Annotated in this window: 21 protein-coding genes; 6 read left to right on the top strand and 15 right to left on the bottom strand. The window is 73.1% G+C overall.

Going from position 1 to position 21,296, the window contains the following annotated elements; all coding sequences use genetic code 11:
* The first annotated feature begins 93 nt into the window (after positions 1–93).
* A complete protein-coding gene (locus tag ACFVSN_RS28075; protein WP_380439108.1) occupies positions 94–1,056 on the top strand; it encodes a SigE family RNA polymerase sigma factor in 963 nt (320 codons plus the stop codon).
* 207 nt (positions 1,057–1,263) lie between these two features.
* Here the strand turns inward: ACFVSN_RS28075 and ACFVSN_RS28070 are convergent, their stop codons facing one another.
* From ACFVSN_RS28070 to deoC, 5 genes are all read right to left on the bottom strand, one after another.
* Positions 1,264–1,902, bottom strand: a complete 639-nt coding sequence (locus ACFVSN_RS28070; RefSeq protein WP_380439074.1) for an ATP-binding protein — start codon at positions 1,900–1,902, stop codon at positions 1,264–1,266.
* A 47-nt stretch (positions 1,903–1,949) separates the two neighbouring features.
* On the bottom strand, positions 1,950–2,357 hold the full coding sequence (locus ACFVSN_RS28065; protein WP_380439076.1) for a hypothetical protein: 408 nt from the start codon (positions 2,355–2,357) through the stop codon (positions 1,950–1,952).
* A 267-nt stretch (positions 2,358–2,624) separates the two neighbouring features.
* Positions 2,625–3,527, bottom strand: coding sequence for an aldehyde dehydrogenase family protein (locus ACFVSN_RS28060; protein WP_380439078.1), 903 nt, complete (start codon positions 3,525–3,527; stop codon positions 2,625–2,627).
* Positions 3,520–4,995: an aldehyde dehydrogenase family protein gene (locus ACFVSN_RS28055; protein WP_380505412.1), complete on the bottom strand. Its 1,476-nt coding sequence runs from the start codon at positions 4,993–4,995 to the stop codon at positions 3,520–3,522. The genes ACFVSN_RS28060 and ACFVSN_RS28055 overlap by 8 nt, the downstream gene beginning before the upstream one ends.
* 5 nt (positions 4,996–5,000) lie before the next feature.
* The gene (gene deoC, locus ACFVSN_RS28050; protein WP_329927569.1) at positions 5,001–5,987 is read right to left on the bottom strand and encodes a deoxyribose-phosphate aldolase; all 987 of its coding nucleotides are present in this window, start codon (positions 5,985–5,987) and stop codon (positions 5,001–5,003) included.
* 288 nt (positions 5,988–6,275) lie between these two features.
* Between deoC and ACFVSN_RS28045 the strand changes: the two genes are divergently transcribed.
* Positions 6,276–6,965, top strand: a complete 690-nt coding sequence (locus ACFVSN_RS28045; protein ID WP_380439082.1) for a PH domain-containing protein — start codon at positions 6,276–6,278, stop codon at positions 6,963–6,965.
* 123 nt (positions 6,966–7,088) lie between these two features.
* Here the strand turns inward: ACFVSN_RS28045 and ACFVSN_RS28040 are convergent, their stop codons facing one another.
* The 4 genes from ACFVSN_RS28040 to ACFVSN_RS28025 form a co-directional block, all read right to left on the bottom strand.
* A complete protein-coding gene (locus tag ACFVSN_RS28040; RefSeq protein WP_380439084.1) occupies positions 7,089–7,367 on the bottom strand; it encodes a hypothetical protein in 279 nt (92 codons plus the stop codon).
* A gap of 95 nt (positions 7,368–7,462) precedes the next feature.
* Positions 7,463–9,187: a phospho-sugar mutase gene (locus ACFVSN_RS28035; RefSeq protein WP_387956797.1), complete on the bottom strand. Its 1,725-nt coding sequence runs from the start codon at positions 9,185–9,187 to the stop codon at positions 7,463–7,465.
* Between the two features lie 153 nt (positions 9,188–9,340).
* The gene (locus tag ACFVSN_RS28030) at positions 9,341–10,162 is read right to left on the bottom strand and encodes a purine-nucleoside phosphorylase (RefSeq protein WP_380439088.1); all 822 of its coding nucleotides are present in this window, start codon (positions 10,160–10,162) and stop codon (positions 9,341–9,343) included.
* 178 nt (positions 10,163–10,340) lie between these two features.
* Entirely contained in the window at positions 10,341–10,778 is a 438-nt protein-coding gene (locus tag ACFVSN_RS28025; protein ID WP_359972865.1) for a gamma-glutamylcyclotransferase, read from the bottom strand.
* A gap of 78 nt (positions 10,779–10,856) precedes the next feature.
* Between ACFVSN_RS28025 and ACFVSN_RS28020 the strand changes: the two genes are divergently transcribed.
* Both ACFVSN_RS28020 and ACFVSN_RS28015 read left to right on the top strand, forming a co-directional pair.
* The gene (locus ACFVSN_RS28020; protein ID WP_380439090.1) at positions 10,857–12,311 is read left to right on the top strand and encodes an NAD(P)H-quinone dehydrogenase; all 1,455 of its coding nucleotides are present in this window, start codon (positions 10,857–10,859) and stop codon (positions 12,309–12,311) included.
* 236 nt (positions 12,312–12,547) lie between these two features.
* Positions 12,548–13,504 (top strand): DeoR/GlpR family DNA-binding transcription regulator, encoded by a 957-nt coding sequence (locus ACFVSN_RS28015; RefSeq protein WP_380439110.1) that lies wholly within the window; start codon positions 12,548–12,550, stop codon positions 13,502–13,504.
* Positions 13,505–13,574: 70 nt separating this feature from the next.
* On the opposite strand, the gene ACFVSN_RS28010 is transcribed toward ACFVSN_RS28015, so the two are convergent.
* Positions 13,575–15,350, bottom strand: a complete 1,776-nt coding sequence (locus ACFVSN_RS28010) for an acetyl/propionyl/methylcrotonyl-CoA carboxylase subunit alpha (RefSeq protein WP_380439092.1) — start codon at positions 15,348–15,350, stop codon at positions 13,575–13,577.
* A 220-nt stretch (positions 15,351–15,570) separates the two neighbouring features.
* Positions 15,571–16,320, bottom strand: a complete 750-nt coding sequence (locus ACFVSN_RS28005; protein WP_380439094.1) for a hypothetical protein — start codon at positions 16,318–16,320, stop codon at positions 15,571–15,573.
* A gap of 284 nt (positions 16,321–16,604) precedes the next feature.
* Here ACFVSN_RS28005 and ACFVSN_RS28000 point away from each other — a divergent pair, with 284 nt between their 5' ends.
* Positions 16,605–17,177, top strand: a complete 573-nt coding sequence (locus ACFVSN_RS28000) for an alpha/beta hydrolase (RefSeq protein ID WP_387956796.1) — start codon at positions 16,605–16,607, stop codon at positions 17,175–17,177.
* A 39-nt stretch (positions 17,178–17,216) separates the two neighbouring features.
* On the opposite strand, the gene ACFVSN_RS27995 is transcribed toward ACFVSN_RS28000, so the two are convergent.
* From ACFVSN_RS27995 to ACFVSN_RS27980, 4 genes are all read right to left on the bottom strand, one after another.
* A complete protein-coding gene (locus ACFVSN_RS27995; protein ID WP_380439098.1) occupies positions 17,217–17,816 on the bottom strand; it encodes a nucleoside triphosphate pyrophosphatase in 600 nt (199 codons plus the stop codon).
* 152 nt (positions 17,817–17,968) lie between these two features.
* On the bottom strand, positions 17,969–18,094 hold the full coding sequence (mmpB, locus tag ACFVSN_RS27990) for a morphogenic membrane protein MmpB (protein ID WP_359972850.1): 126 nt from the start codon (positions 18,092–18,094) through the stop codon (positions 17,969–17,971).
* Positions 18,095–18,306: 212 nt separating this feature from the next.
* Positions 18,307–18,528, bottom strand: coding sequence for an acyl-CoA carboxylase epsilon subunit (locus ACFVSN_RS27985; RefSeq protein ID WP_380498889.1), 222 nt, complete (start codon positions 18,526–18,528; stop codon positions 18,307–18,309).
* 41 nt (positions 18,529–18,569) lie between these two features.
* Positions 18,570–20,159 carry an acyl-CoA carboxylase subunit beta gene (locus ACFVSN_RS27980; RefSeq protein WP_387956795.1) on the bottom strand — a complete coding sequence of 530 codons (1,590 nt, stop codon included), beginning with the start codon at positions 20,157–20,159 and terminating at the stop codon, positions 18,570–18,572.
* A 233-nt stretch (positions 20,160–20,392) separates the two neighbouring features.
* Here ACFVSN_RS27980 and ACFVSN_RS27975 point away from each other — a divergent pair, with 233 nt between their 5' ends.
* Positions 20,393–21,286 carry a biotin--[acetyl-CoA-carboxylase] ligase gene (locus ACFVSN_RS27975; protein WP_380439104.1) on the top strand — a complete coding sequence of 298 codons (894 nt, stop codon included), beginning with the start codon at positions 20,393–20,395 and terminating at the stop codon, positions 21,284–21,286.
* Positions 21,287–21,296: the final 10 nt, after the last annotated feature.

Here is a 21,296-nt window from a genome sequence, read left to right as displayed (position 1 = left end):
CATGTCGCCGCAGGACAGCGGGCCAACCGGGCCGCTGGAGGGCGGCAACCGGAACCCGCTCGTACCGAACCAAGGGGGCGCACGATGAACGCCATGCTTCAGACCCGGACCAACCCGGCTGTCCGCACCGCGCGTTCCTCAGCGACCACCCACCGGACCCGGTACGAGATCAGGACCGACGAGAACTCCGGTGCCGTCACCGTACGGGGGTGCGCACACAGCACCGGGAATCCTGCCACTCGCCGGGTGAGCGGCGCGGGCAGGGCGGGGGAGCTGTACGGGATCGGCCGGATGGGGAGTGCGGTCGACTCCGCCAACACCCTCACGCTGCGGGGGATCCTCCCCGTCCGCGTCGAGGGCAAGGACGCCCTGGGGGGCAACGGGGGGAACGGCCTGCGGAAGGTCGGCTCGGGGGAGCCGACCGGCCGTGAGGCCGCCGGTGCGACGCTGCTGCGGCTGAACCCCGCCGCCGCGCGCACCACCGAGGCGGGACAGGGAGACGCGCAGGGGGAGCACCCGGCCGTCGCGGAGGACCACATCACGGAGTTCACCGCGTACGTGCGCGAGCGCCGCGCCTCCCTGTACGCCACGGCGTACCACCTGACCGGTGACCGCTACGAGGCCGAGGACCTGCTGCAGAGCGCGCTCTTCAGCACCTACCGCGCCTGGGGCCGGATCACCGACAAGGCCGCGGTCGGGGGCTACCTCCGCCGCACCATGACCAACCTGCACATCTCCGCCTGGCGGCGCCGCAAGGTCAACGAGTACCCGACCGAGGAGCTGCCGGAGACGGCCGGCGACACCGACGCGATGGGCGGCACCGAGCTGCGCACCGTGCTCTGGCAGGCGCTGGCGAAGCTGCCGGAGAACCAGCGGACCATGCTGGTGCTGCGGTACTACGAGGGCAAGACCGACCCGGAGATCGCCGACGTGCTGGGGATCAGCGTCGGCACGGTCAAGAGCAGCATCTGGCGCGCCCTGCGCCGCCTGCGCGACGACGAGCACCTGAACAAGTCCGGCGACACCATGCGGGCGTTCGGCGAACTGGTCGCGTGACGGCTGTAACGGGAAGGGACGCTCGAAGCGTCTGAGTAACAGGGGACTCCCGTCGGGGGACGGGAAGAGGACGGTCACGGACTGCGGACGTCGGCTCGGGGGAGCGATGTCCACGGGGGAGCCCGACGACCGTCCGAACGCGACGGGCCCGGTGCGGGGGAGACGCACCGGGCCCGTCGTTCTGTCGTCCGAGGGCGACCCCGGGTGTCACACGGACGAGAGCTGCGGCTGTCCGGCCGCCGCGGTGATCCGGCGGACGGCCTCCGGGCCGGCGCACGGGTGGGCGCCCAGGGCGACCTGGCGGCCGACGATGGACCGCTCGGCGCGCATCAGCCGCCAGCCGCGGCGCAGCAGCACCGGCAGCGACTTGCGGCCCTCGCGGACGTCCCGGCGCAGCCGGCGCCAGGCCGTGGTGAGCGCGCCGTTGCGCAGGCACAGCGCGTCGCCGAGCAGGCCCTCGTCGGCGCACCGGACGGCGATCTCGGCGGCGAAGATGCCCTCGGCGATGAACGCGGGGGCGCCGGCCAGGTCGAGCGTGCGGGTGCCGACGCGGCCGTTGTCCGGGATCGAGTACACCGGCACCTCGGTGCGGCCGGTCTCGTGGAGGTCGCGGATGGCGGCGACGGCCTGGTCGCGGTGCCAGGCGAGCGGCGAGTCCCAGTCGACCGCGCCGTCGGGCAGCAGTGGCAGGGTGGGGTCGTCGCCGTCCTTGTAGAAGTCGTCGAGCTGGAGCACCGGCAGGCCGCTGCGGCCGGCGAGCGAGGACTTCCCGGATCCGGAGGGGCCGGACAGCAGGACCACCCGGGCGCGGGTCGTCGGCACAGGGTTCAGCGGCTCGTCACTCACGGGACACCAGTCTGACGCATCCGGGCCCGATGCCGAAACCGGTCGGACTACACCGGTTCCGCCGCGGCCGGCGCGGCCAACGCGGCGTGCAGCAGCGGGAGGTGGGCGGTGTCGGTCTGGAGGTAGACCAACGGGCCGGGCCCGGGCGGCCGGTAGGCGGTGGCCGCCCAGTCCTGGTCGTGCCAGACCTCGGGCTCGGGCTCGTGGAACTCGCCGCCGGCCGCGAGCTCCAGGCGCAGGGCGGATGAGGCGAAGGTCACGGTCGCGGAGGCGGGGGTGATCAGCAGCCGGCCGTTGACGTAGCCCGCGTCCTCGCCGGGGCGGTCGACGCGCGCCGAGCAGGGGATCCGGGCGGGCCGTCCGGCGGCCAGCCGGCGCCGGGTGCGGGCGAGCCGCAGCCGGCGGACGAAACCGTCCGCGAACAGCGCCATGAGCTCGCCCAGGACCTCGCCCATCGGGTCTCTCCTCTCCCGTCCTGCCGTCCCTTCCCAGTGTCCGGACGGGCCGGCCGGGCCGGGAGCGCCGAAGGGATCGTCCCGGTGCGACCAAAGTCGTCGGCCGGGCGGACGGCGGGGGCCGGCCCCGGCACGGCCGCGAACGCCGACGGACCCGCACCAGGGGGGGAGAGGTGCGGGTCCGTCCTATGACCGTCCGGGCCCTGGGGGGGAGAGGGCACTGGGGACGGCCAGTCTGTGGAGTTGTTACTCGATGTCGACGGAGAGTCAGATCCCCATCGGGTGCCAGACCGTCTTCGTCTCCAGGAAGGAGAGTAGCCGGTCGGTACCGGGAGCATTGGTCCAGTCCTGGGCGAACGGGTCCAGCTCCGGACGGACCACCCGCTTCAGGGTATCCGCGGCGGCGGCCTCCAGGGCGGGCGCCGCGCCGGGACCGTCGGCCGCGATGGCGCCGGTGAGGTCCACGGCGTTGACGTCCTGGTGCGAGGCCAGGGTCGGCGCGATGTCCGCGGTGCGGCCCGAGATGATGTTGACCACGCCGCCCGGGACGTCCGAGGTGGCGAGCACCTCGCCCAGCGACAGGGCCGGCAGCGGGGCGTCCGCGGCGGCGGCGACCACGACCGTGTTGCCGGTGGCGATCGCCGGGGCGATCACCGAGACCAGGCCGAGCAGCGAGTGCCCGTACCCGGCCTGCGGGGCGACGATCCCGACCACGCCGGTCGGCTCGGGGGTCGACAGGTTGAAGAACGGTCCGGCGACCGGGTTGGCGCCGCCCGCGATCTGGGCGACCTTGTCCGTCCAGCCCGCGTACCAGACCCAGCGGTCGATCGCGGCGTCCACCAGCGCGGCGGCCTTCTTCGGGCCGACGCCCTCGGAGACGGCCACCTCGGCGGCGAACTGCTCGCGCCGGCCCTGCAGCATCTCGGCCACCCGGTACAGCACCTGGCCGCGGTTGTACGCGGTGGTGCCGGCCCAGCCCTTGACCGCCGCGCGGGCGGCCAGGACGGCGTCCCGGGTGTCCTTGCGGGTGCCCAGCGGGGCGTTGGCGAGCCACTCGCCCTTTGCGTCGGTCACCTCGTACACCCGCCCGCTCTCGGAGCGCGGGAACTTCCCGCCGACGTACAGCTTGTAGGTCTTGAGGACGTCAAGACGCGCAACGACATCAGACATCGAGGTAGGCCTCCAGACCGTGGCGGCCACCCTCGCGGCCGTAACCCGACTCCTTGAAGCCGCCGAACGGCGAGGTCGGGTCGAACTTGTTGAAGGTGTTGGCCCAGACCACACCGGCCTTGAGCCTGTTGGCCATCCAGAGGATGCGCGAGCCCTTCTCCGTCCAGATGCCGGCGGAGAGGCCGTACGGGGTGTTGTTGGCCTTCGCGACCGCCTCCTCGGGGGTGCGGAAGGTCAGCACCGACAGGACCGGGCCGAAGATCTCCTCCTGGGCGATCCGGTGGGCCTGGCTGACGCCGGTGAACAGGGTCGGCTTGAACCAGAAGCCGGTGCCCGGGAGTTCGCAGGCCGGCGACCAGCGCTCGGCGCCCTCGGCCTCGCCGGCCTCGGTCAGCGCGGTGATCCGGGCCAGCTGCTCGGCCGAGTTGATGGCGCCGATGTCGGTGTTCTTGTCCAGCGGGTCACCGACCCGCAGGGTGCCCATCCGGCGCTTCAGGGCGTCCAGCAGCTCGTCCTGGACCGACTCCTGGACCAGCAGGCGCGAACCCGCGCAGCAGACGTGGCCCTGGTTGAAGAAGATGCCGTTGACGATGCCCTCGACGGCCTGGTCGATCGGCGCGTCGTCGAAGACGATGTTGGCCGCCTTGCCGCCCAGCTCCAGCGAGAGCTTCTTGCGGGTGCCGGCCAGCTGCTTGGCGATCGCCCGGCCGACCGGGGTCGAGCCGGTGAAGGCGACCTTGTTGACGTCCGGGTGCGCGGTGAGCGCGGCGCCGGTGCGGCCGTCACCGGTGACGATGTTGACGACGCCCTTCGGCAGACCGGCCTGGCGGCAGATCTCGGCGAAGCGCAGCGCGGTCAGCGGGGTGGTCTCGGCCGGCTTCAGGACGACCGTGTTGCCGGTCGCCAGGGCGGGCGCGATCTTCCACGCCAGCATCAGCAGCGGGAAGTTCCACGGGATGACCTGGCCGGCCACGCCCAGCGGCTTCGGGTTCGGGCCGTAGCCGGCGAAGTCGAGCTTGTCGGCCCAGCCCGCGTAGTAGAAGAAGTGCGCGGCGACCAGCGGCAGGTCGACGTCGCGGGTCTCGCGGATCGGCTTGCCGTTGTCGATCGACTCCAGCACGGCCAGCTCGCGGCTGCGCTCCTGGATGATCCGGGCGATCCGGAACAGGTACTTGGCGCGCTCGCTGCCCGGCAGCGCCGACCAGTCGGCGAACGCCTTGCGGGCGGCGGCGACCGCGCGGTCGACGTCCTCGTCGGTGCCCTGGGCGAACTCGGCGAGCACCTGCTCGGTGGCCGGGTTGACCGTCTTCAGCGCCTCGCTGCCGGAGGAGTCGACGAACTCGCCGCCGATGAAGTGGCCGTAGGAGGTGGCGATGTCGCCCGCGGCGGCGGGGGACTCGGGGGCCGGGGCGTAGGCGAAGAGGCCGGAGGCCTTCACCGGCTCCTCGATGTTCTTCTTCTTGGCCATGGTGATCAGTCCACCGTCACGTAGTCGGGGCCGGAGTAGCGGCCGGTGGCGAGCTTCTGGCGCTGCATCAGCAGGTCGTTGAGCAGGCTGGAGGCGCCGAAGCGGAACCAGTGCGGGCTCAGCCAGTCGTCGCCGAGGGTCTCGTTGACCATCACCAGGTACTTCATGGCGTCCTTGGTGGTCTTGATGCCACCGGCGGGCTTCACGCCGACCTGGACGCCGGTCTGCGCGCGGAAGTCGCGCACGGCCTCCAGCATCAGCAGGGTGACCGGCGGGGTCGCGTTGACGGCGACCTTGCCGGTGGAGGTCTTGATGAAGTCGGCACCGGCCAGCATCGCGAGCCAGGAGACGCGGCGCACGTTGTCGTACGTCTGGAGCTCGCCGGTCTCGAAGATGACCTTGAGGTGGGCGTAGCTGCCGTCGGCGCGCTTGCACGCCTCCTTGACGGCGACGATCTCGTTGAAGACGTCGAGGTAGCGGCCGGAGAGGAAGGCGCCCCGGTCGATCACCATGTCGATCTCGTCGGCACCGGCGGCGACCGCGTCGGCGGTGTCGGCGAGCTTCACCGGGAGGGCCGCGCGGCCGGCCGGGAAGGCGGTGGCGACGGAGGCGACCTGGATGTCGGTGCCCCGCAGGGCGTCCTTCGCGGTGGCGACCATGTCCGGGTAGACACAGATGGCGGCCACGCGGGGGGTGGACGGGTCGGAGGGGTCGGGGGTCCTGCCCTTGGCGCACAGTGCGCGCACCTTGCCGACCGTGTCCGCGCCCTCCAGCGTGGTCAGGTCGATCATCGAGATCGCCAGGTCGATGGCGTAGGCCTTCGCCGTGGTCTTGATCGAGCGGGTACCGAGGGTGGCGGCACGCGCCTCCAGGCCGACCTGGTCGACGCCGGGCAGGCCGTGCAGGAAGCGGCGGAGCGAGGCCTCGGACGCCGCAACGTCCGCGAGGCCGCTGCCCGCAACGCCGGGGGCATTGGCTGCAACAGTGGACATAGTCACCAGACCAGCATATCTACGCGCGTAGCCGACCGCTAGAGGGCCTTGCTTTCGTGGCCGGACCGAGATCTCGGGGGCGGGGGAGGGGCGCGCGGTGGCGGTGGGAGCGGATGGGGGCGGCTTGGGCGGGGGGAGGGCACGGCCCGGGCGAGAGTCGTGGGCGAGAGAGGGGCGCGCGGGGCCGTTCGGGGGCGCGCAGCCGCCGGCGGGCGGGCCGGGAGCCTCCCCGGCAACCGATGCCCTACCGAGACCTCTTCCCGGGAGGCATGGGGCAGAATCGTCGGCATGACCGATTCCGACGGCAAGCCCCACCAGGGCCCCGCCGCCCCCGACGGGGAACCCGGGTACGCGGACCGCGTGTACCGCTCGGTTCCCGGTGTGATCTCCGGCGTGCTGCTGCTGGCCGTCGCCGCGTGGCTGATCGGCGACGCCGCCCTGAACGGGACCGGGAAGACGCCCGCCGTGTCGCTCGCGGCCGTGCCGGTGTTCGCCTTCCCGGTGATCGCCTACACGCTGCGCCCGGCGGTGCTGGCCAACGACCGGCGGCTGGTGGTGCGCAACCCGTGGCGCACGATCACCGCGCCGTGGGCCGCGGTGGACGCGCTGCGCGCCGGGTACTCGGTCGAGCTGCTCGCCGAGGGCAGGAAGTTCCAGGTGTGGGCCGTTCCGGTGTCGCTGCGCCAGCGCAAGCGCGCCAACCGGGTCCGGGCCCGCGGCGGCGCCCCCGAGCACACCTCCCGGATGGGGATGGTCTTCGGCGGCGGTGGCGGCGCGTCCGCCGGCTCGCCGGTGGCGGGCTCCTCCGACCCGACCCGGGCCTGGTCCGACCAGGTGACCTCGGTGCTCCAGGAGATGGCCGAACGCAACGCCTCCCGTCCGGACGCCGCCGGGCCGATCGTCGTGCGGTGGTGCTGGTGGGTGATCGCGCCGACGCTGCTCGGCCTGGCCGCGCTGATCACGGTGATCGTCGTCTGAGCCCTGTGGTTCGTCGAGCGGCCCGCCGGACTCCCCGGCGGGCCGCTCCGGCACGGGGAAGTCGGCCCGTCCGGCTTCCCGCGAGCGGGTCGGGGGGCCGGAGCGCGACCACGGGTGTGCCGGTCAGCGGCCCAACTGGGCGGCCAGGACGTCGATGGCCTTCTTCGACTCGGCGAGCCCGGCGCCCGTCCGTTCGCGGTAGACCTTGATCGCGTTGATCAGCTTGCCGCGCTGCACGTACGCGACCACCTCCGGCATCGTCCGGGGGTCGCGGGACGCCACGGCCGGGGGCAGGCCCTCCGGGCGGGGGTAGCGGATGCCGAAGTGGCCGATGATGGCGTCGAGTTTGGCCTCGATGGCCGCGAGTCGCTGCTCGGTGCTCACCGCGTCGGATGTGTCCATGCGTGGAGCCTATGGCAGCCGGTCGGCCCCGGCGGAGGCCGGATACCGCACGAGCGCCCCCGGCAGGAGGCGCTCGTGCGGTATCCGGGACGGTGTCAGCCGTCGATGCCCGCGGCCACGGCCAGGTCGCGCTTGACGGCGTCGAGCAGCTCGGCGGCCCGCACCCGGGCGCCGGCCAGGTCGGCGGCCGAGGCGACCGGGAGGACGACCTCCAGGTAGCACTTCAGCTTGGGCTCGGTGCCGGACGGCCGGACCACGATCCGCGCGGAGCGGACGGCGTCGCCGGCCAGGTAGTAGCGCAGCCCGTCGGTGGGCGGCAGCTCGGCCGAGCCGGCGGTCAGGTCGTCGGCCCGGGCGACGCGCAGGCCGGCCAGGACGGTCGGCGGCTGCTCGCGCAGGCGGGCCATCGCGGCGCCGATCAGCGACAGGTCCTGCACGCGGACGGAGAGCTGGTCGGTGGCGTGCAGGCCGTGCTCCAGCGCCAGGTCGTCCAGCAGGTCGCTCAGGGTGCGGCCGGACTTCTTGAGGGTCGCGGCCAGCTCGGCGACCAGCAGGGCGGCGGTGATGCCGTCCTTGTCGCGGACGCCCTCGGGGTCGACGCAGTAGCCGAGCGCCTCCTCGTAGCCGTAGCGCAGGCCGTCGGCGCGGGCGATCCACTTGAAGCCGGTGAGCGTCTCGGCGTACCCGAGACCGGCCGCCTCGGCGATCCGGCCCAGCAGGGTGGCGGAGACGATCGTGGTGGCGAAGGTGCCTTCGGCCTTCTTGGCGACCAGGGCCGAGCCGAGCAGCGCGCCGACCTCGTCGCCGCGCAGCATGCGCCAGCCGGAGGTGCCGTTGCCGCTGCCGGCCGCGTTGGCGTTGACCGGGACGGCCACCGCGCAGCGGTCGGCGTCCGGGTCGTTGGCGATGACGATGTCCGGGCCGACCTGGGCGGCGGTGCGGAAGGCGAGGTCCATCGCCCCCGGCTCCTCCGGGTTGGGGAACGCCACGGTCGGGAAGTCCGGGTCCGGCTCGGCCTGTTCGGCGACCACGGTGGGCGCGGCGAAGCCGGCCTCGCGGAAGGCGGCGAGCAGGGTGTCGCGGCCGACGCCGTGCATCGGGGTGTAGACGACGTCGAGGTCGCGCGGGCCGTGCTGGTCGACGATCGACGCGGCACGGGCCAGGTACGCCTCGATGACGTCCTCGCCGAGCACCTCCCAGCCGTCCTCGGCGCGCGGGACGTCGTCCAGCGAGCCGATCGCGTCGATCTCGGCGGCGATGCCGGCGTCGGCCGGCGGGACGATCTGCGAGCCGTCGCCCAGGTAGACCTTGTAGCCGTTGTCCTGCGGCGGGTTGTGGCTCGCGGTGACGGTGACGCCGGCGGCGGCGCCCAGGTGGCGGATCGCGAAGGCGAGCACCGGGGTGGGCAGCGGGCGGGGCAGCAGCGCGGCGCGCAGGCCGGCGCCGACCACGACGGCGGCGGTGTCGCGGGCGAAGTCGTACGACTTGTGGCGGGCGTCGTAGCCGATGACGACGAGGTCGCCGAGGCCCTGTGCCTTCACGTACGCGACCAGGCCGGCGGCGGCCCGGATGACGACGGCGCGGTTCATCCGCATCGGGCCGGCGCCGAGTTCGCCGCGCAGGCCGGCGGTGCCGAACTGGAGCCGGTCGGCGAAGCGCTCGGTGAGCTCGGCCCAGGCGAGCTTGCCGTCCTCGTCGGCCGCCGGGTCCTCGGCGCGCGCCAGCAGCGCGGTGAGCTCCTCGCGGGTCTGCGGGTCGGGGTCCTCGGCCAGCCAGGCCCGGGTCCGGGCGATGAGGTCGGGGTTGGGTGCCTGCGTCATGGCGGCTGCTCCATCGGGAAGTACGTCGGTGTGTCGGCCGGAGGGTTCCGCAAAGAAGGTGTGCGCATGCGGACGGGGCCCGCGGGCGGGTGTGATCAGCGGGATCACGGCCGCCCGCGGGCCCCGTCGTTCATGATTGTGCGCCGTGCGGGGTCAGATCCGCTCCAGGACCTTGCTCAGCAGCTCGCCCATGCGCTCGGCCGAGGCCTTGCCGGCCTCCAGGACCTCTTCGTGGTTGAGCGGCTCGCCGGTGATGCCCGCGGCCAGGTTGGTGACCAGCGAGATGCCGAGCACCTCGGCGCCGGCCTCGCGGGCGGCGATGGCCTCCAGGGTGGTGGACATGCCGACCAGCTCGCCGCCGATCACCCGGGCCATGTTGACCTCGGCCGGGGTCTCGTAGTGCGGGCCGCGGAACTGCACGTAGACGGCCTCGTCCAGGGACGGGTCGACCTCGCGGCACAGGGCGCGCAGGCGCTTGGAGTACAGGTCGGTGAGGTCGACGAAGTTGGCGCCGACGATCGGGGAGTCCGCGGTCAGGTTGATGTGGTCGCTGATCAGCACCGGCTGACCGGGGACCCAGCCCTCGCGGAGACCGCCGCAGCCGTTGGTCAGGACGATGGTCCCGCAGCCGGCCGCGGCGGCGGTGCGCACGCCGTGGACCACGGTGGCCACGCCGTGGCCCTCGTAGTAGTGGTTGCGGCCGAGGAAGATCAGGGCGCGCTTGTCGCCGATCTTCACCGAGCGGATCTTGCCGGCGTGGCCGGCGACGGCGGGGGCGGGGAAGCCCGGGAGCTCGGTGACCGGGAACTCGGCCACGGTCTCGCCGAGGGCGTCGGCGGCCGGCACCCAGCCGGAGCCCATCACCAGGGCGACGTCGTGGCGCTCGGCACCGGTCAGCTCGCGCAGGCGCGCGGCGGCGGCCTGGGCGGCGGCGTAGGGGTCGGCGGAGACGACCGACTGAGGAGTAGCGTTCACGGATCCGAGGATAGACGGGAATCGGCTACGCGCGTAGAAAATCCGGCGCGGCTTGCCGGATCGTTACCCGGTTGACCCGAAAGCACAGCTCGGTGCCGCTTTTCGGGTGACCGGCCTCGTCGGTATCGACAGTTCCGCACCGCCCTCCGGTGGTCCCCGGGGTGTCCCGCGCGGCGGGTCAGCAGGGCCGGCGGCGGAGGTCCATCACGTAGTCGTCCGGGGCGCCGGCGCTCTCCGCCGCGTCGGCGATCAGGCCGAGGTAGCGGGCCGCGGGCAGGCCGCCCTCGTAGTCGTTGAGGACGTACGTCCAGACCGGGATGTCGCCGTCCAGGGTGTGCGCGCGCAGCCGGATCTTGCGGTAGATGCCGAGCTGGACGCCCTCCCAGCGGTCCAGGCCCTCCTCGTCCATCGGCGCGATCTCGTAGAGGGAGACGAAGACCTGGTCCTTCTCGTCCTCGACGACGGTGGCCAGCGAGCCCTCCCAGCCGAGCTGTTCGCCGCCGAAGGTGAGCCGCCAGCCGTCCAGCCAGCCGGTTCCGCGCAGCGGGGAGTGCGGGGCGCGGCGGGTCATCTGCCGGGCATCGAGGTTCGTGGCATACGCGGCGTAAAGGGGCATGCGGGCCAGACTACGGCGACTGGGGGATCGCACAGAAGCCCGTACCCCGGCGTGGCAGTGCTCTGGGCGTGCGGGACAATGGTGAGCGTGACTCGGATCGTGATCATCGGTGGCGGACCCGGCGGCTATGAGGCGGCTCTCGTCGCCGCTCAGCTCGGCGCGGAGGTGACCGTCGTCGACCGCGACGGTCTGGGCGGATCGGCGGTGCTCACGGACTGCGTTCCGTCGAAGACGCTGATCGCGACCGCGGAGGTGATGACCACCTTCGACAGCTCCTACGACGAGCTCGGGATCACCGTCGCCCGGGACGGGGCCGCGCGCGAGCACGGCGACAAGGTCGTCGGCGTGGACCTGGGCAAGGTCAACCGCCGTGTGAAGCGACTGGCGATCGCCCAGTCCCACGACATCACCCAGTCGGTCACCCGCGCCGGTGTCACCGTGCTGCGCGGCCGGGGCCGGCTCGGCGCCGGCGGGCAGGCCGTGGACGGCTCCCGCGAGGTGCTCGTGGACGCCCCCGACGGCACCGTGCACTCGCTGCGCGCCGACGCGGTGCTGATCGCGACCGGCGCCCACCCGCGCGAGCTGCCGGACGCACAGCCGGACGGTGAGCGGATCCTGACCTGGACCCAGGTGTACGACCTGGAGGAGCTGCCGCGCGAGCTGATCGTGGTCGGCTCCGGTGTCACCGGCGCCGAGTTCGCCGGTGCCTACCAGGCGCTGGGCTCCAAGGTGACCCTCGTGTCCAGCCGCGACCGGGTGCTGCCGGGCGAGGACCCGGACGCCGCCGAGGTGCTGGAGGACGTCTTCCGCCGCCGCGGCATGAACGTCATGGGCCGCTCGCGGGCCGAGAGCGCCAAGAGGATCGGCGACCGGGTCGAGGTCACCCTCGCCGACGGCAAGGTGATCGAGGGCACGCACTGCCTGATGGCGGTCGGCTCGATCCCCAACACGGCCGAGATGGGCCTGGAGGAGGCCGGGGTCAAGCTCAACGACTGGGGCCAGATCCAGGTCGACCGGGTCTCGCGCACCAGCGCCCCGGGCGTCTACGCGGCCGGCGACTGCACCGGCGTCTTCATGCTCGCCTCGGTGGCGGCCATGCAGGGCCGGATCGCGATGTACCACGCGCTCGGCGACGCGGTGCAGCCGCTCAACCTGAAGACCGTCGCCTCCAACGTCTTCACCGACCCGGAGATCGCCACCGTCGGCTACACCGCCGCCGACGTGCAGTGCGGCAAGATGGACGCGGTCGAGGTCAAGCTGCCGCTGCGCGGCAACCCGCGGGCGAAGATGCAGGGCATCCGGGACGGCTTCGTGAAGCTGTTCTGCCGTCCGGGCACCGGCATCGTGGTCGGCGGCGTCGTGGTCGCCCCGCGCGCGAGCGAGCTGATCCACTCGATCTCCCTCGCGGTGGACGCCAATCTGACCGTCGAACAGGTGGCCAGCGCCTTCACCGTCTACCCGTCGGTGTCCGGCTCGACCGCCGAGGCCGCCCGGCAGCTGCACATCCGCAAGCGGGCCGAGGGCGAATCCTGAGCATCCGGCGCACAGTTGGGGGCGGTCACCGATCGGTGGCCGCCCTTTTCGCGCGCGCGGCCCTCACCCGGACGGCGGGCGCAGTCCCGGGTCATTGACGGCGCGTATTGTACGGTCACGCGCCGCTCGTGCGTGAGCATTTCCCGCTACTAGCTGCAAACGCCTGAAAGCAGACGGTCACGCAGGTTACCGTCGGTTCTGTGTTTGCAGCAGAACGTCGCCAGTTGATCCTCGAAATGGTGCGCGCCAACGGAGCGGTCTCGCTCCGGGAGTTGGCCCGCGTCGTCCAGACCTCCGAAGTGACCGTGCGCCGGGACGTACGGGCGCTGGAGGCAGAAGGGCTCCTCGACCGCCGGCACGGCGGCGCGGTGCTCCCCGGCGGCTTCAGCCGCGAACCCGGTTACCCGCAGAAGACCCACCTCTCCGCGGCCGAGAAGAGCGCCATCGCGGACCTCGCCGCCGGGCTGGTGGAGGAGGGCGACGCGGTCGTCGTCGGCGCCGGCACCACCACCCAGGAGCTGGCCCGCCGGCTCGCCCGGGTGCCCGGCCTGACCGTGGTCACCAACTCGCTGCTCGTCGCCCAGGCGCTGGCGCACGCCAACCGGGTGGAGGTGGTGATGACCGGCGGCACCCTGCGGGGCTCCAACTACGCGCTGGTCGGCAGCGGTGCCGAGCAGTCGTTGCACGGGCTGCGGGTGTCCAAGGCCTTCATCTCCGGTAGCGGGCTCACCGCCGACCGCGGGCTGTCCACCACCAACATGCTGTCCGCGAGCGTGGACCGGGCGCTGGTGCAGTCGGCCGCCGAGGTCATCGTCCTCGCCGACCACACCAAGCTCGGCGCGGACACCATGTTCCAGACCGTGCCCACCGAGACCATCACCCGGCTGGTCACCGACGAGCACGCGACCTCGGACGACGCCTCGGCGCGCGAGCTGGACGCCCTCGCCGACTGCGGGGTGCAGATCGACCTGGCGCCGCTCGGCGCCGCCCCCAGCGGGGACGCCCCGGTGCACGGCACCGGCAGCGGGCCCGTCCACCAGACCCAGCCCGGCCCGCTGCCGCGCCGGGCCGCCCCGCCGCCCGGTGGCGCCCCGCTGCCCGGCCAGCGCCGGCCCGGGGCGCACGGCGGCCCGGCCGGGCCGGGCGGGATGCAGGTCCGGCTGGCCGAACTGGGCGTCCCGCGCGGGCGGTGACACCTGCGGGTGAAACGCGACCGGTCCGCACACCCGCGGGGGGCGTACGGACCGGTCGGTTGACGGAGTGTCAGTCCTTGATCTCGCAGAGCGCGGCGCCGCTGCTGACGCTCGCGCCGACCTCGGCCTTGAGACCGACGACGGTGCCGGCCTTGTGGGCGTTGAGGGGCTGCTCCATCTTCATCGCCTCCAGGACGACGATGAGTTCGCCCTCGGCGACGACCTGGCCCTCCTCGACGGCGACCTTGACGATCGTGCCCTGCATCGGCGAGGCCAGCGTGTCACCGCTGACGGCCGAGCCGGCCTTCTTCGCGCCCACCCGGCGCTTGGCCTTGGCCGCACCCGTCGCGCCCGCGGCGGGGGCCGCCGAGACGCCGAGGGAGGACGGCAGGGAGACCTCGATCCGCTTGCCGCCGACCTCGACGACGACGGTCTCGCGGCCCTCGGCCTCCTCGCCCTCGCCGGGCGCGCCGGCGAACGGGGGGATGGTGTTGTCGAACTCGGTCTCGATCCAGCGGGTGTAGATCGTGAACGGGCCCTCGCTGCCGTGCACCTCGGGCGCGAACGCCGGGTCGGTGACGACGGCCTGGTGGAACGGGATGGCGGTGGCCATGCCCTCCACCTTGAACTCGTTCAGCGCGCGCCGGGCGCGCTCCAGGGCCTGCTTGCGGTCGCGGCCGGAGACGATCAGCTTGGCCAGCAGCGAGTCCCAGGCGGGGCCGATGACCGAGCCGGTCTCGACGCCCGAGTCCAGGCGCACGCCCGGGCCGGACGGCGGGGCGAACAGCGTCACCGTGCCGGGGGCGGGCAGGAAGCCGCGGCCCGGGTCCTCGCCGTTGATGCGGAACTCGAAGGAGTGGCCGCGCACCTCGGGGTCGCCGTAGCCGAGCTCCTCGCCGTCGGCGATGCGGAACATCTCGCGGACCAGGTCGATGCCGGTGACCTCCTCGGTCACCGGGTGCTCGACCTGCAGACGGGTGTTGACCTCCAGGAAGGAGATCGTGCCGTCCAGCGCGACGAGGAACTCGCAGGTGCCGGCGCCGACGTAGCCGGCCTCCTTGAGGATGGCCTTGGACGCGCGGTACAGCTCGGCGTTCTGCTCGGGGGTGAGGAACGGCGCGGGGGCCTCCTCGACGAGCTTCTGGTGGCGGCGCTGCAGCGAGCAGTCGCGGGTGGAGACCACCACGACGTTGCCGTGCTTGTCCGCCAGGCACTGGGTCTCGACGTGACGCGGGTTGTCGAGGTAGCGCTCGACGAAGCACTCGCCGCGGCCGAACGCCGCGACGGCCTCGCGCACGGCCGATTCGTACAGCTCGGGGATCTCCTCCAGCGTACGGGCGACCTTGAGGCCGCGGCCGCCGCCGCCGAAGGCCGCCTTGATCGCGACCGGGAGACCGTGCTCCCGGGCGAACGTGACGACCTCGTCCGCCCCGGAGACCGGGTCGGGGGTGCCGGCGACCAGCGGGGCACCGGCGCGCTGCGCGACGTGACGGGCGGTGACCTTGTCACCGAGGTCGCGGATGGCCTGCGGGGGCGGGCCGATCCAGGTCAGACCCGCGTCGAGGACGGCCTGGGCGAACTCCGCGTTCTCCGACAGGAAGCCGTAACCGGGGTGGACCGCGTCCGCGCCCGAGTCCTCGGCGGCCTTCAGGACCTTCGCGATGTCCAGGTAGCTGGTGGCCGGGGTGTCACCGCCCAGCGCGTAAGCCTCGTCGGCCGCGCGCACGTGCAGCGCATCCCGGTCCGGCTCGGCGTAGACGGCGACGCTGGCGATACCGGCGTCCGAGCAGGCCCGGGCGACGCGGACGGCGATTTCCCCGCGGTTGGCGATGAGCACCTTGCGCACTGTGGCTCCCTTCTTGAACCTCGTTGAGTTTATGGATTCCTGGGCAGTACCGGCGAGTAGCCCCAGGTTGTGAACTATCCCACACGGACGGTGATCTGTTTCGCGGGCCGGTGGACGGCCTCCCGGACGTCCGCGCAGGTGGGGCGGCCGGGGCGGGCGCGGCCCGGTGACGGCGCGGTCGTGGCGCGGCGGCGTGGCGGGCCGGTGGGCTTGGCCACACTCACGCGGTGGCCGGGGTCCGGGCGCTCCGGCGCAGGGCGTCGGCGGTGACGTCGGCGGCGACTTCGACGACATCGGGGCCGTAGGCCTTGGGGTTGACGACCTTGAGGACCAGCACGAAGGAGCCGTCCTCGGTGTGCCGCCGGGCGAGCTTGCGGTGGTTGGCGACCAGGTGGCGGACGGCGGCGTGGTTGGAGACGGCGGTCTGGCCCGCGACCAGGAAGGTCGGCCGGTCGCCGGCCGTCGGGTGCAGCCGGGCGAGCAGGGCGAAGGAATGGCCGCCGCCGGGCTCGGTCTCGTCCTCGTGCCGGAACTCCGTGCTGCCCACGGTCAGCACCGGCACGTGGCCGCCCGGGGCCGGGACGTACTCGACCCCCGGCAGCCAGGACGCCAGGTGGGCCGCCGTCCGTTCGTTGCTGCTCGGGCCGCCGATGCAGAACTCGCCCTTATCCCCGAGGCCCTGGCGGACCTCGTCGTGCGCCACCAGCTCGGCCCGTGCGCCGCACTCCTTGACCAGCGCGGCCAGCTCCATCAGGGCGTACACGTCGTTGCGCGCGACGCTCCTCGAACTGGGCGCGGAGGCGTGCCGGTTCACCACGATCAGGCACTCGCCGCCGGCGGGAAGGCCGAAGAAGGCCCGCACCCGCTCCACCCTGCGGCGTCGCCGCAGGGCCTGGGCGAGCCAGCCGAGCCCGGCGCTGATGGCGCTCGCCACCAGGCCCAGTACGACGTTGAGCACGTTGTCGGTCATCGGCGCCGTCCCTCCCCGTTCGAAACGGCGGACAGCCTAGCCGGGGGCGCCCGTCCGGACCATTGACGGTGCAGCGGGAGGTCCCTAGCGTTCGCCAAATGACGGTAAAGACGGGGAAGTTGGGTGTCGCGGCGGCCGTACTGGCGGTGCTCGTGGCGGCGGGGTGCCAGAGCGTGGGATCGAGGGTGTCGCCCAGTGCGCCGACCTCGACGGCGGATCCGGCGCGAAGATTCGGGTGCCTCACCGAGGAACAGAACCGGACGGGCAGCATCAACGTGCCGGCCGTGTCCGGGGTGCGGCCCGGGTACTTCCAGCAGTCGGACGCCGGAACGGCCAAGGTCGCGCTGTTCTTCTCGCACCAGCTCGGCGGTTCGATCTGCGACTGGGTGCCCTACCTGAAGGCCTTCACCGCGGCCGGGTACGCCGTGCTCGCCACCGAGGAGCCGGGCAGCCCGGCGCGGGACGTCCCGGCGGCGCTGACCTGGCTGGGCGGGAAGGGCATCACCAAGGCGGTCCTGATCGGCGCCTCCAAGGGCGGCACCGGCTCGCTGGAGGCCGCGGCCGAGCGGTCGACCCCGCTGCCGGTGGCGGCGGTGGTCTCTCTGAGCGGCCCGACCAACTACGAGGGGGACCGCGCGCTCGTCGCGGTGGCGAAGATCAAGGCCCCGGTGTTCTTCGCGGCGGAGCAGGACGACTCGCCGTTCGCGGGCGACGCCAAGGACCTGTACGCGACCTCGGTGTCGCCCGCGAAGACCCTCAAGATCTACCCGGGCTCCCGGCACGGCGCCGACCTGCTCGCCGACGGCGCCCTGAACGACGTCCTGGCCTTCCTGGCGCAGAACGTCCCGGCACAGTGAGTGCGGACCGGCCGGTGGCCCGGAGGTCCGCCCGGGCCGTCAGACCCAGAGGTCGACCAGCCGGACGCCGAGGTCGGCCAGCAGGGTGCGCAGCAGCGGCAGCGAGAGGCCGATGACGTTGCCCGGGTCGCCGTCGATGCCCTCGATGAACGGTGCGGAGCGGCCGTCCAGGGTGAACGCCCCGGCCACGTGCAGCGGTTCGCCGGAGGCGACGTAGGCGGCGACCTCGGCGTCGTCCGGGGTGCCGAAGCGGACGGTGGTGGAGGCGGTGGCCGAGGCCTGCTCGCCGGTCACGGTGTCGATGACGCAGTGGCCGGTGCGCAGCACGCCGGAGCGGCCGCGCATCGACTGCCAGCGGGCGAGCGCGTCGGCGGCGTCGGTGGGCTTGCCGAGGGCCCGTCCGTCGAGCTCCAGGACGGAGTCGCAGCCGATCACGAGCTCGCCGCCGGTGAGTTCGGCGGCGACCGCCTTGGCCTTGGCCTCGGCGAGGACGAGGGCGAGTTCGGCCGGGGTGGCGGCGGTGATGGCGTCCTCGTCGACGCCGCTGACCACCACGCGCGGGTCGAGGCCCGCCTGGCGCAGCAGCCCGAGGCGGGCGGGGGAGGCGGAGGCGAGGACGAGGGCGCGCTGGTCGGTCATGCCCACCAGGGTAGGGGGTCGTGGTGTCGGCCGTTCGGGTGAACGGTGGTCTCCGCAGGGTCTCCGGGGGCTGCCCGCGGGCTCTCCGCGAGGCTCTCCGCGAGGGTTCGCGCGAGGTCTTCGCGGGAGGTCTTCGCGGGGCGCCGCGGTGGTCACAGCAGGAGCAGCACGGCGATCACGAGGAGGTAGGCGGCGAGCACACGGCCGGCGCGGTGCAGTTTCTCCTGCACCCGGCGGGCCTCGGGGGAGGGCTCGTCGCGGGGGTCTGACCAGAGCACCCTTCCAGGGTGCGCCGCGGGCCGGGCGGGGCGCCTGAGTATCCGTACTCAGGTTCCGGGCGATTCGGGCCGGAACTCCGGGCCGGAACCTCGAGCCGGTCCTTCGGGCCGGAACGGAGCGCCTGTGGCAAGGGGCGGAGTGCTCGCGACAAGGAAAGGAGTGGGAAGTCGGCCCGGCCGACTTCCCACTCCTCAGGGTGTGCTGCGCGTGCTCAGCCCGCCCAGCCGGAGGTCCGCCAGGCGTTGACGCCGGGACGGACCGCGGGGCGGTGCAGACGGGCGCGGTCGTTCCACGGGGAGGCCGGGCCGACGCCCGCCCGGCGCGCCGCCTCGGCGGCGGCCTGCGCGGCGGCGGCCCGGGCCTGGACCACCGCCAGGACGGTGGCTAGCTCCTCGGGGGTCGGCTGCCCGTGCAGCACGTGGATCGGGGCCATGGCTCAATCCTCTCGCTACGGCCTTGTTCTGGGCAGTGGACCTACAGGGGGATGTTGCCGTGCTTCTTCGGCGGGAGCACCTCGCGCTTGCCGCGCAGCGCCCGCAGGCCGCGGACGATGTGGCGGCGGGTCTCGCTCGGCGCGATCACCGCGTCCACGTAGCCGCGCTCGGCCGCGAGGTACGGGTTGAGCAGGGTGTCCTCGTACGAGGCGATGAGCTCGGCCCGCTTCTCCTCGGCGGTGCTGGCGGCCTCGGCCTCGGCGATCTCGCGGCGGTGCAGGATGTTGACCGCGCCCTGCGCGCCCATGACCGCGATCTGGGCGGTCGGCCAGGCCAGGTTGAGGTCGGCGCCGAGGTGCTTGGAGCCCATGACGTCGTAGGCGCCGCCGAAGGCCTTGCGGGTGATCACGGTGATCAGCGGCACGGTGGCCTCGGCGTAGGCGTAGATCAGCTTGGCGCCGCGGCGGATGATGCCGTCCCACTCCTGCTCGGTGCCGGGCAGGAAGCCGGGCACGTCGACGAAGGTCAGCACCGGGACGTTGAAGCTGTCGCAGGTGCGGATGAAGCGGGCGGCCTTCTCGCTGGCGTTGATGTCCAGGCAGCCGGCCAGGTCCATCGGCTGGCTGCCGACGATGCCCACCGACTGGCCCTCGACCCGGGCGAAGCCGGTGATGATGTTGCCGGCGAACAGCGGCTGGGTCTCCAGGAACTCGCCGTCGTCGACGATGTGCTCGATCACCTTGCGCATGTCGTACGGCTGGTTCGCCGAGTCCGGCACGATCGTGTCGAGTTCGAGGTCCTCGTCGGTGATGTCGAGGTCCGCCTGCTCGGGGTAGGACGGCGGGTCCGAGAGGTTGTTGGAGGGCAGGTACGAGAGCAGGCTCTTGACGTACTCGATCGCCTCCTTCTCGTCCGTGGCCAGGTAGTGCGCGTTGCCCGACTTGCTGTTGTGGGTGCGCGCGCCGCCCAGCTCCTCCATGCCGACGTCCTCGCCGGTGACGGTCTTGATGACGTCCGGGCCGGTGATGAACATGTGCGAGGTCCGGTCGGCCATCACGACGAAGTCGGTGATCGCGGGGGAGTACACCGCGCCGCCGGCGCAGGGGCCCATGATCAGCGAGATCTGCGGGATCACGCCGGAGGCGTGCACGTTGCGGCGGAAGATCTCGCCGTACAGGCCGAGCGAGACCACGCCCTCCTGGATCCGGGCGCCGCCGGAGTCGTTGATGCCGATGACCGGGCAGCCGGTCTTCAGCGCGAAGTCCATGACCTTGACGATCTTCTCGCCGAAGACCTCGCCGAGGGAGCCGCCGAAGACGGTGAAGTCCTGGGCGAACACGGCGACCTGGCGGCCGTCGACGGTGCCGTAGCCGGTGACCACGCCGTCGCCGTACGGGCGGTTCTTCTCCTGCCCGAAGTTGGTCGAGCGGTGCCGGGCGAACTCGTCGAACTCGACGAAGGAGTCCTCGTCCAGCAGCTCCGCGACCCGCTCCCGGGCCGTCAGCTTGCCCTTGGCGTGCTGCTTCTCCACCGCCTTGGCGGAGCCGGAGTGCACCGCCTCGTCGATCCTGCGCCGCAGGTCGGCGAGCTTGCCCGCGGTGGTGTGGGGGTCGTACGGGGCCTCGGTCATTCCGGTGGCTCTCCCTGATCCTGGGCCGCGACCTGTTCGAGTGCGCGCGGACCGGAACGGGGGCCCGCACAGGAGGGCAGGGCGGCGCTGCGAACTACCGTTGGGTAGCGTAGCCAGCACGGAGGGCCAGACGTAACGCCCGGCCGTTATGGTCAGCGACACAGTTTTGTTGACGGCCGTTCTGCGGCACGATGGGACGGCGTGGGCCGTCGGGCCCGTCTAGGGTCGTTCCCATGAGCGCACCCGAGACCCCCCGCCGCAGTGGACTCCGCGGCTTCGGCCACGCCGGGCCGTCACCGTGGACCGACCTGGACCGCCCGCCGCTGGACGAGGACGCGCTGCGCCGGGACCTGGTGCTCCCGGGAGGGCTGTGGACCTCGCTCGACGTCGTCACCGAGACCGGCTCCACCAACACCGACCTCGCCGCCCGCGCCCTGGCCGGTGCGCCGCAGGGCGCCGTCCTGGTCGCCGAGGCGCAGAGCGCCGCACGCGGGCGGCTGGACCGGCAGTGGACGGCGCCGCCTCGCTCGGGGCTGTTCCTCTCCGTCCTGCTGCGCCCCGAGGAGGTGCCGGTCGAGCGGTACGGCTGGCTGCCGATCCTGGTCGGCGTCGCCGTGGCCAGCACCCTGGACCGGGTCGCCGGCGTCGAGGTCGGGCTGAAGTGGCCCAACGACCTCCAGGTCGAGGTCGACGGCGCCGAGCGCAAGCTCGGCGGCATCCTGACCGAACTGAGCGGCGGCGCCGTCGTCGCCGGGGTCGGCCTCAACGTCACGCTGCGCGAGGAGGAGCTGCCCGTCCCCACCGCCGCCTCGCTCGCCCTGGCCGGCGCCGCCGTCACCGACCGCTCCACCCTGCTGCGCGCCCTGCTGCGCGAGTTCGCCGAGCTCTACGGCGACTGGACGGCCGCCGCCGGCGACCCGCACGCGAGCGACCTGCTCCGCGCCTACGTCGACCGCTGCACCACGCTCGGCCGCCAGGTCAAGGTGCACCTGCCGGGCGACACCGAGCTCACCGGGGAGGCCGTGGCGATCGACGGCGACGGGCGGCTGGTGGTTCGTACGCCGGAGGGCGCGCGCCGTGCGGTGGGCGCGGGGGACGTCGTCCACGTGCGCCCCGAACCCCGCTGAACGGCATCTT

It is taken from the genome of Kitasatospora sp. NPDC057904 (genome assembly GCF_042887925.1).
GTDB lineage: Bacteria > Actinomycetota > Actinomycetes > Streptomycetales > Streptomycetaceae > Kitasatospora.
This window is presented reverse-complemented; position numbering and strand designations above follow the sequence as displayed.

Bases quoted from the DNA above. Each gene is read 5' to 3' on its own strand.
- ACFVSN_RS28025 (WP_359972865.1), bottom strand. From the start codon at position 10,778: ATGCCCCTTTACGCCGCGTATGCCACGAACCTCGATGCCCGGCAGATG.
- ACFVSN_RS27975 (WP_380439104.1), top strand. From the start codon at position 20,393: ATGAGCGCACCCGAGACCCCCCGCCGCAGTGGACTCCGCGGCTTCGGC.
- ACFVSN_RS28035 (WP_387956797.1), bottom strand. From the start codon at position 9,187: ATGACGCAGGCACCCAACCCCGACCTCATCGCCCGGACCCGGGCCTGG.
- ACFVSN_RS28015 (WP_380439110.1), top strand. From the start codon at position 12,548: ATGGTGCGCGCCAACGGAGCGGTCTCGCTCCGGGAGTTGGCCCGCGTC.
- ACFVSN_RS28045 (WP_380439082.1), top strand. From the start codon at position 6,276: ATGACCGATTCCGACGGCAAGCCCCACCAGGGCCCCGCCGCCCCCGAC.
- ACFVSN_RS28065 (WP_380439076.1), bottom strand. From the start codon at position 2,357: ATGGGCGAGGTCCTGGGCGAGCTCATGGCGCTGTTCGCGGACGGTTTC.
- deoC (WP_329927569.1), bottom strand. From the start codon at position 5,987: ATGTCCACTGTTGCAGCCAATGCCCCCGGCGTTGCGGGCAGCGGCCTC.
- ACFVSN_RS27980 (WP_387956795.1), bottom strand. From the start codon at position 20,159: ATGACCGAGGCCCCGTACGACCCCCACACCACCGCGGGCAAGCTCGCC.
- ACFVSN_RS28020 (WP_380439090.1), top strand. From the start codon at position 10,857: ATGGTGAGCGTGACTCGGATCGTGATCATCGGTGGCGGACCCGGCGGC.
- ACFVSN_RS28055 (WP_380505412.1), bottom strand. From the start codon at position 4,995: ATGGCCAAGAAGAAGAACATCGAGGAGCCGGTGAAGGCCTCCGGCCTC.
- ACFVSN_RS28075 (WP_380439108.1), top strand. From the start codon at position 94: ATGCTTCAGACCCGGACCAACCCGGCTGTCCGCACCGCGCGTTCCTCA.
- ACFVSN_RS28005 (WP_380439094.1), bottom strand. From the start codon at position 16,320: ATGACCGACAACGTGCTCAACGTCGTACTGGGCCTGGTGGCGAGCGCC.
- ACFVSN_RS28060 (WP_380439078.1), bottom strand. From the start codon at position 3,527: ATGTCTGATGTCGTTGCGCGTCTTGACGTCCTCAAGACCTACAAGCTG.
- ACFVSN_RS27995 (WP_380439098.1), bottom strand. From the start codon at position 17,816: ATGACCGACCAGCGCGCCCTCGTCCTCGCCTCCGCCTCCCCCGCCCGC.
- ACFVSN_RS28040 (WP_380439084.1), bottom strand. From the start codon at position 7,367: ATGGACACATCCGACGCGGTGAGCACCGAGCAGCGACTCGCGGCCATC.
- ACFVSN_RS27985 (WP_380498889.1), bottom strand. From the start codon at position 18,528: ATGGCCCCGATCCACGTGCTGCACGGGCAGCCGACCCCCGAGGAGCTA.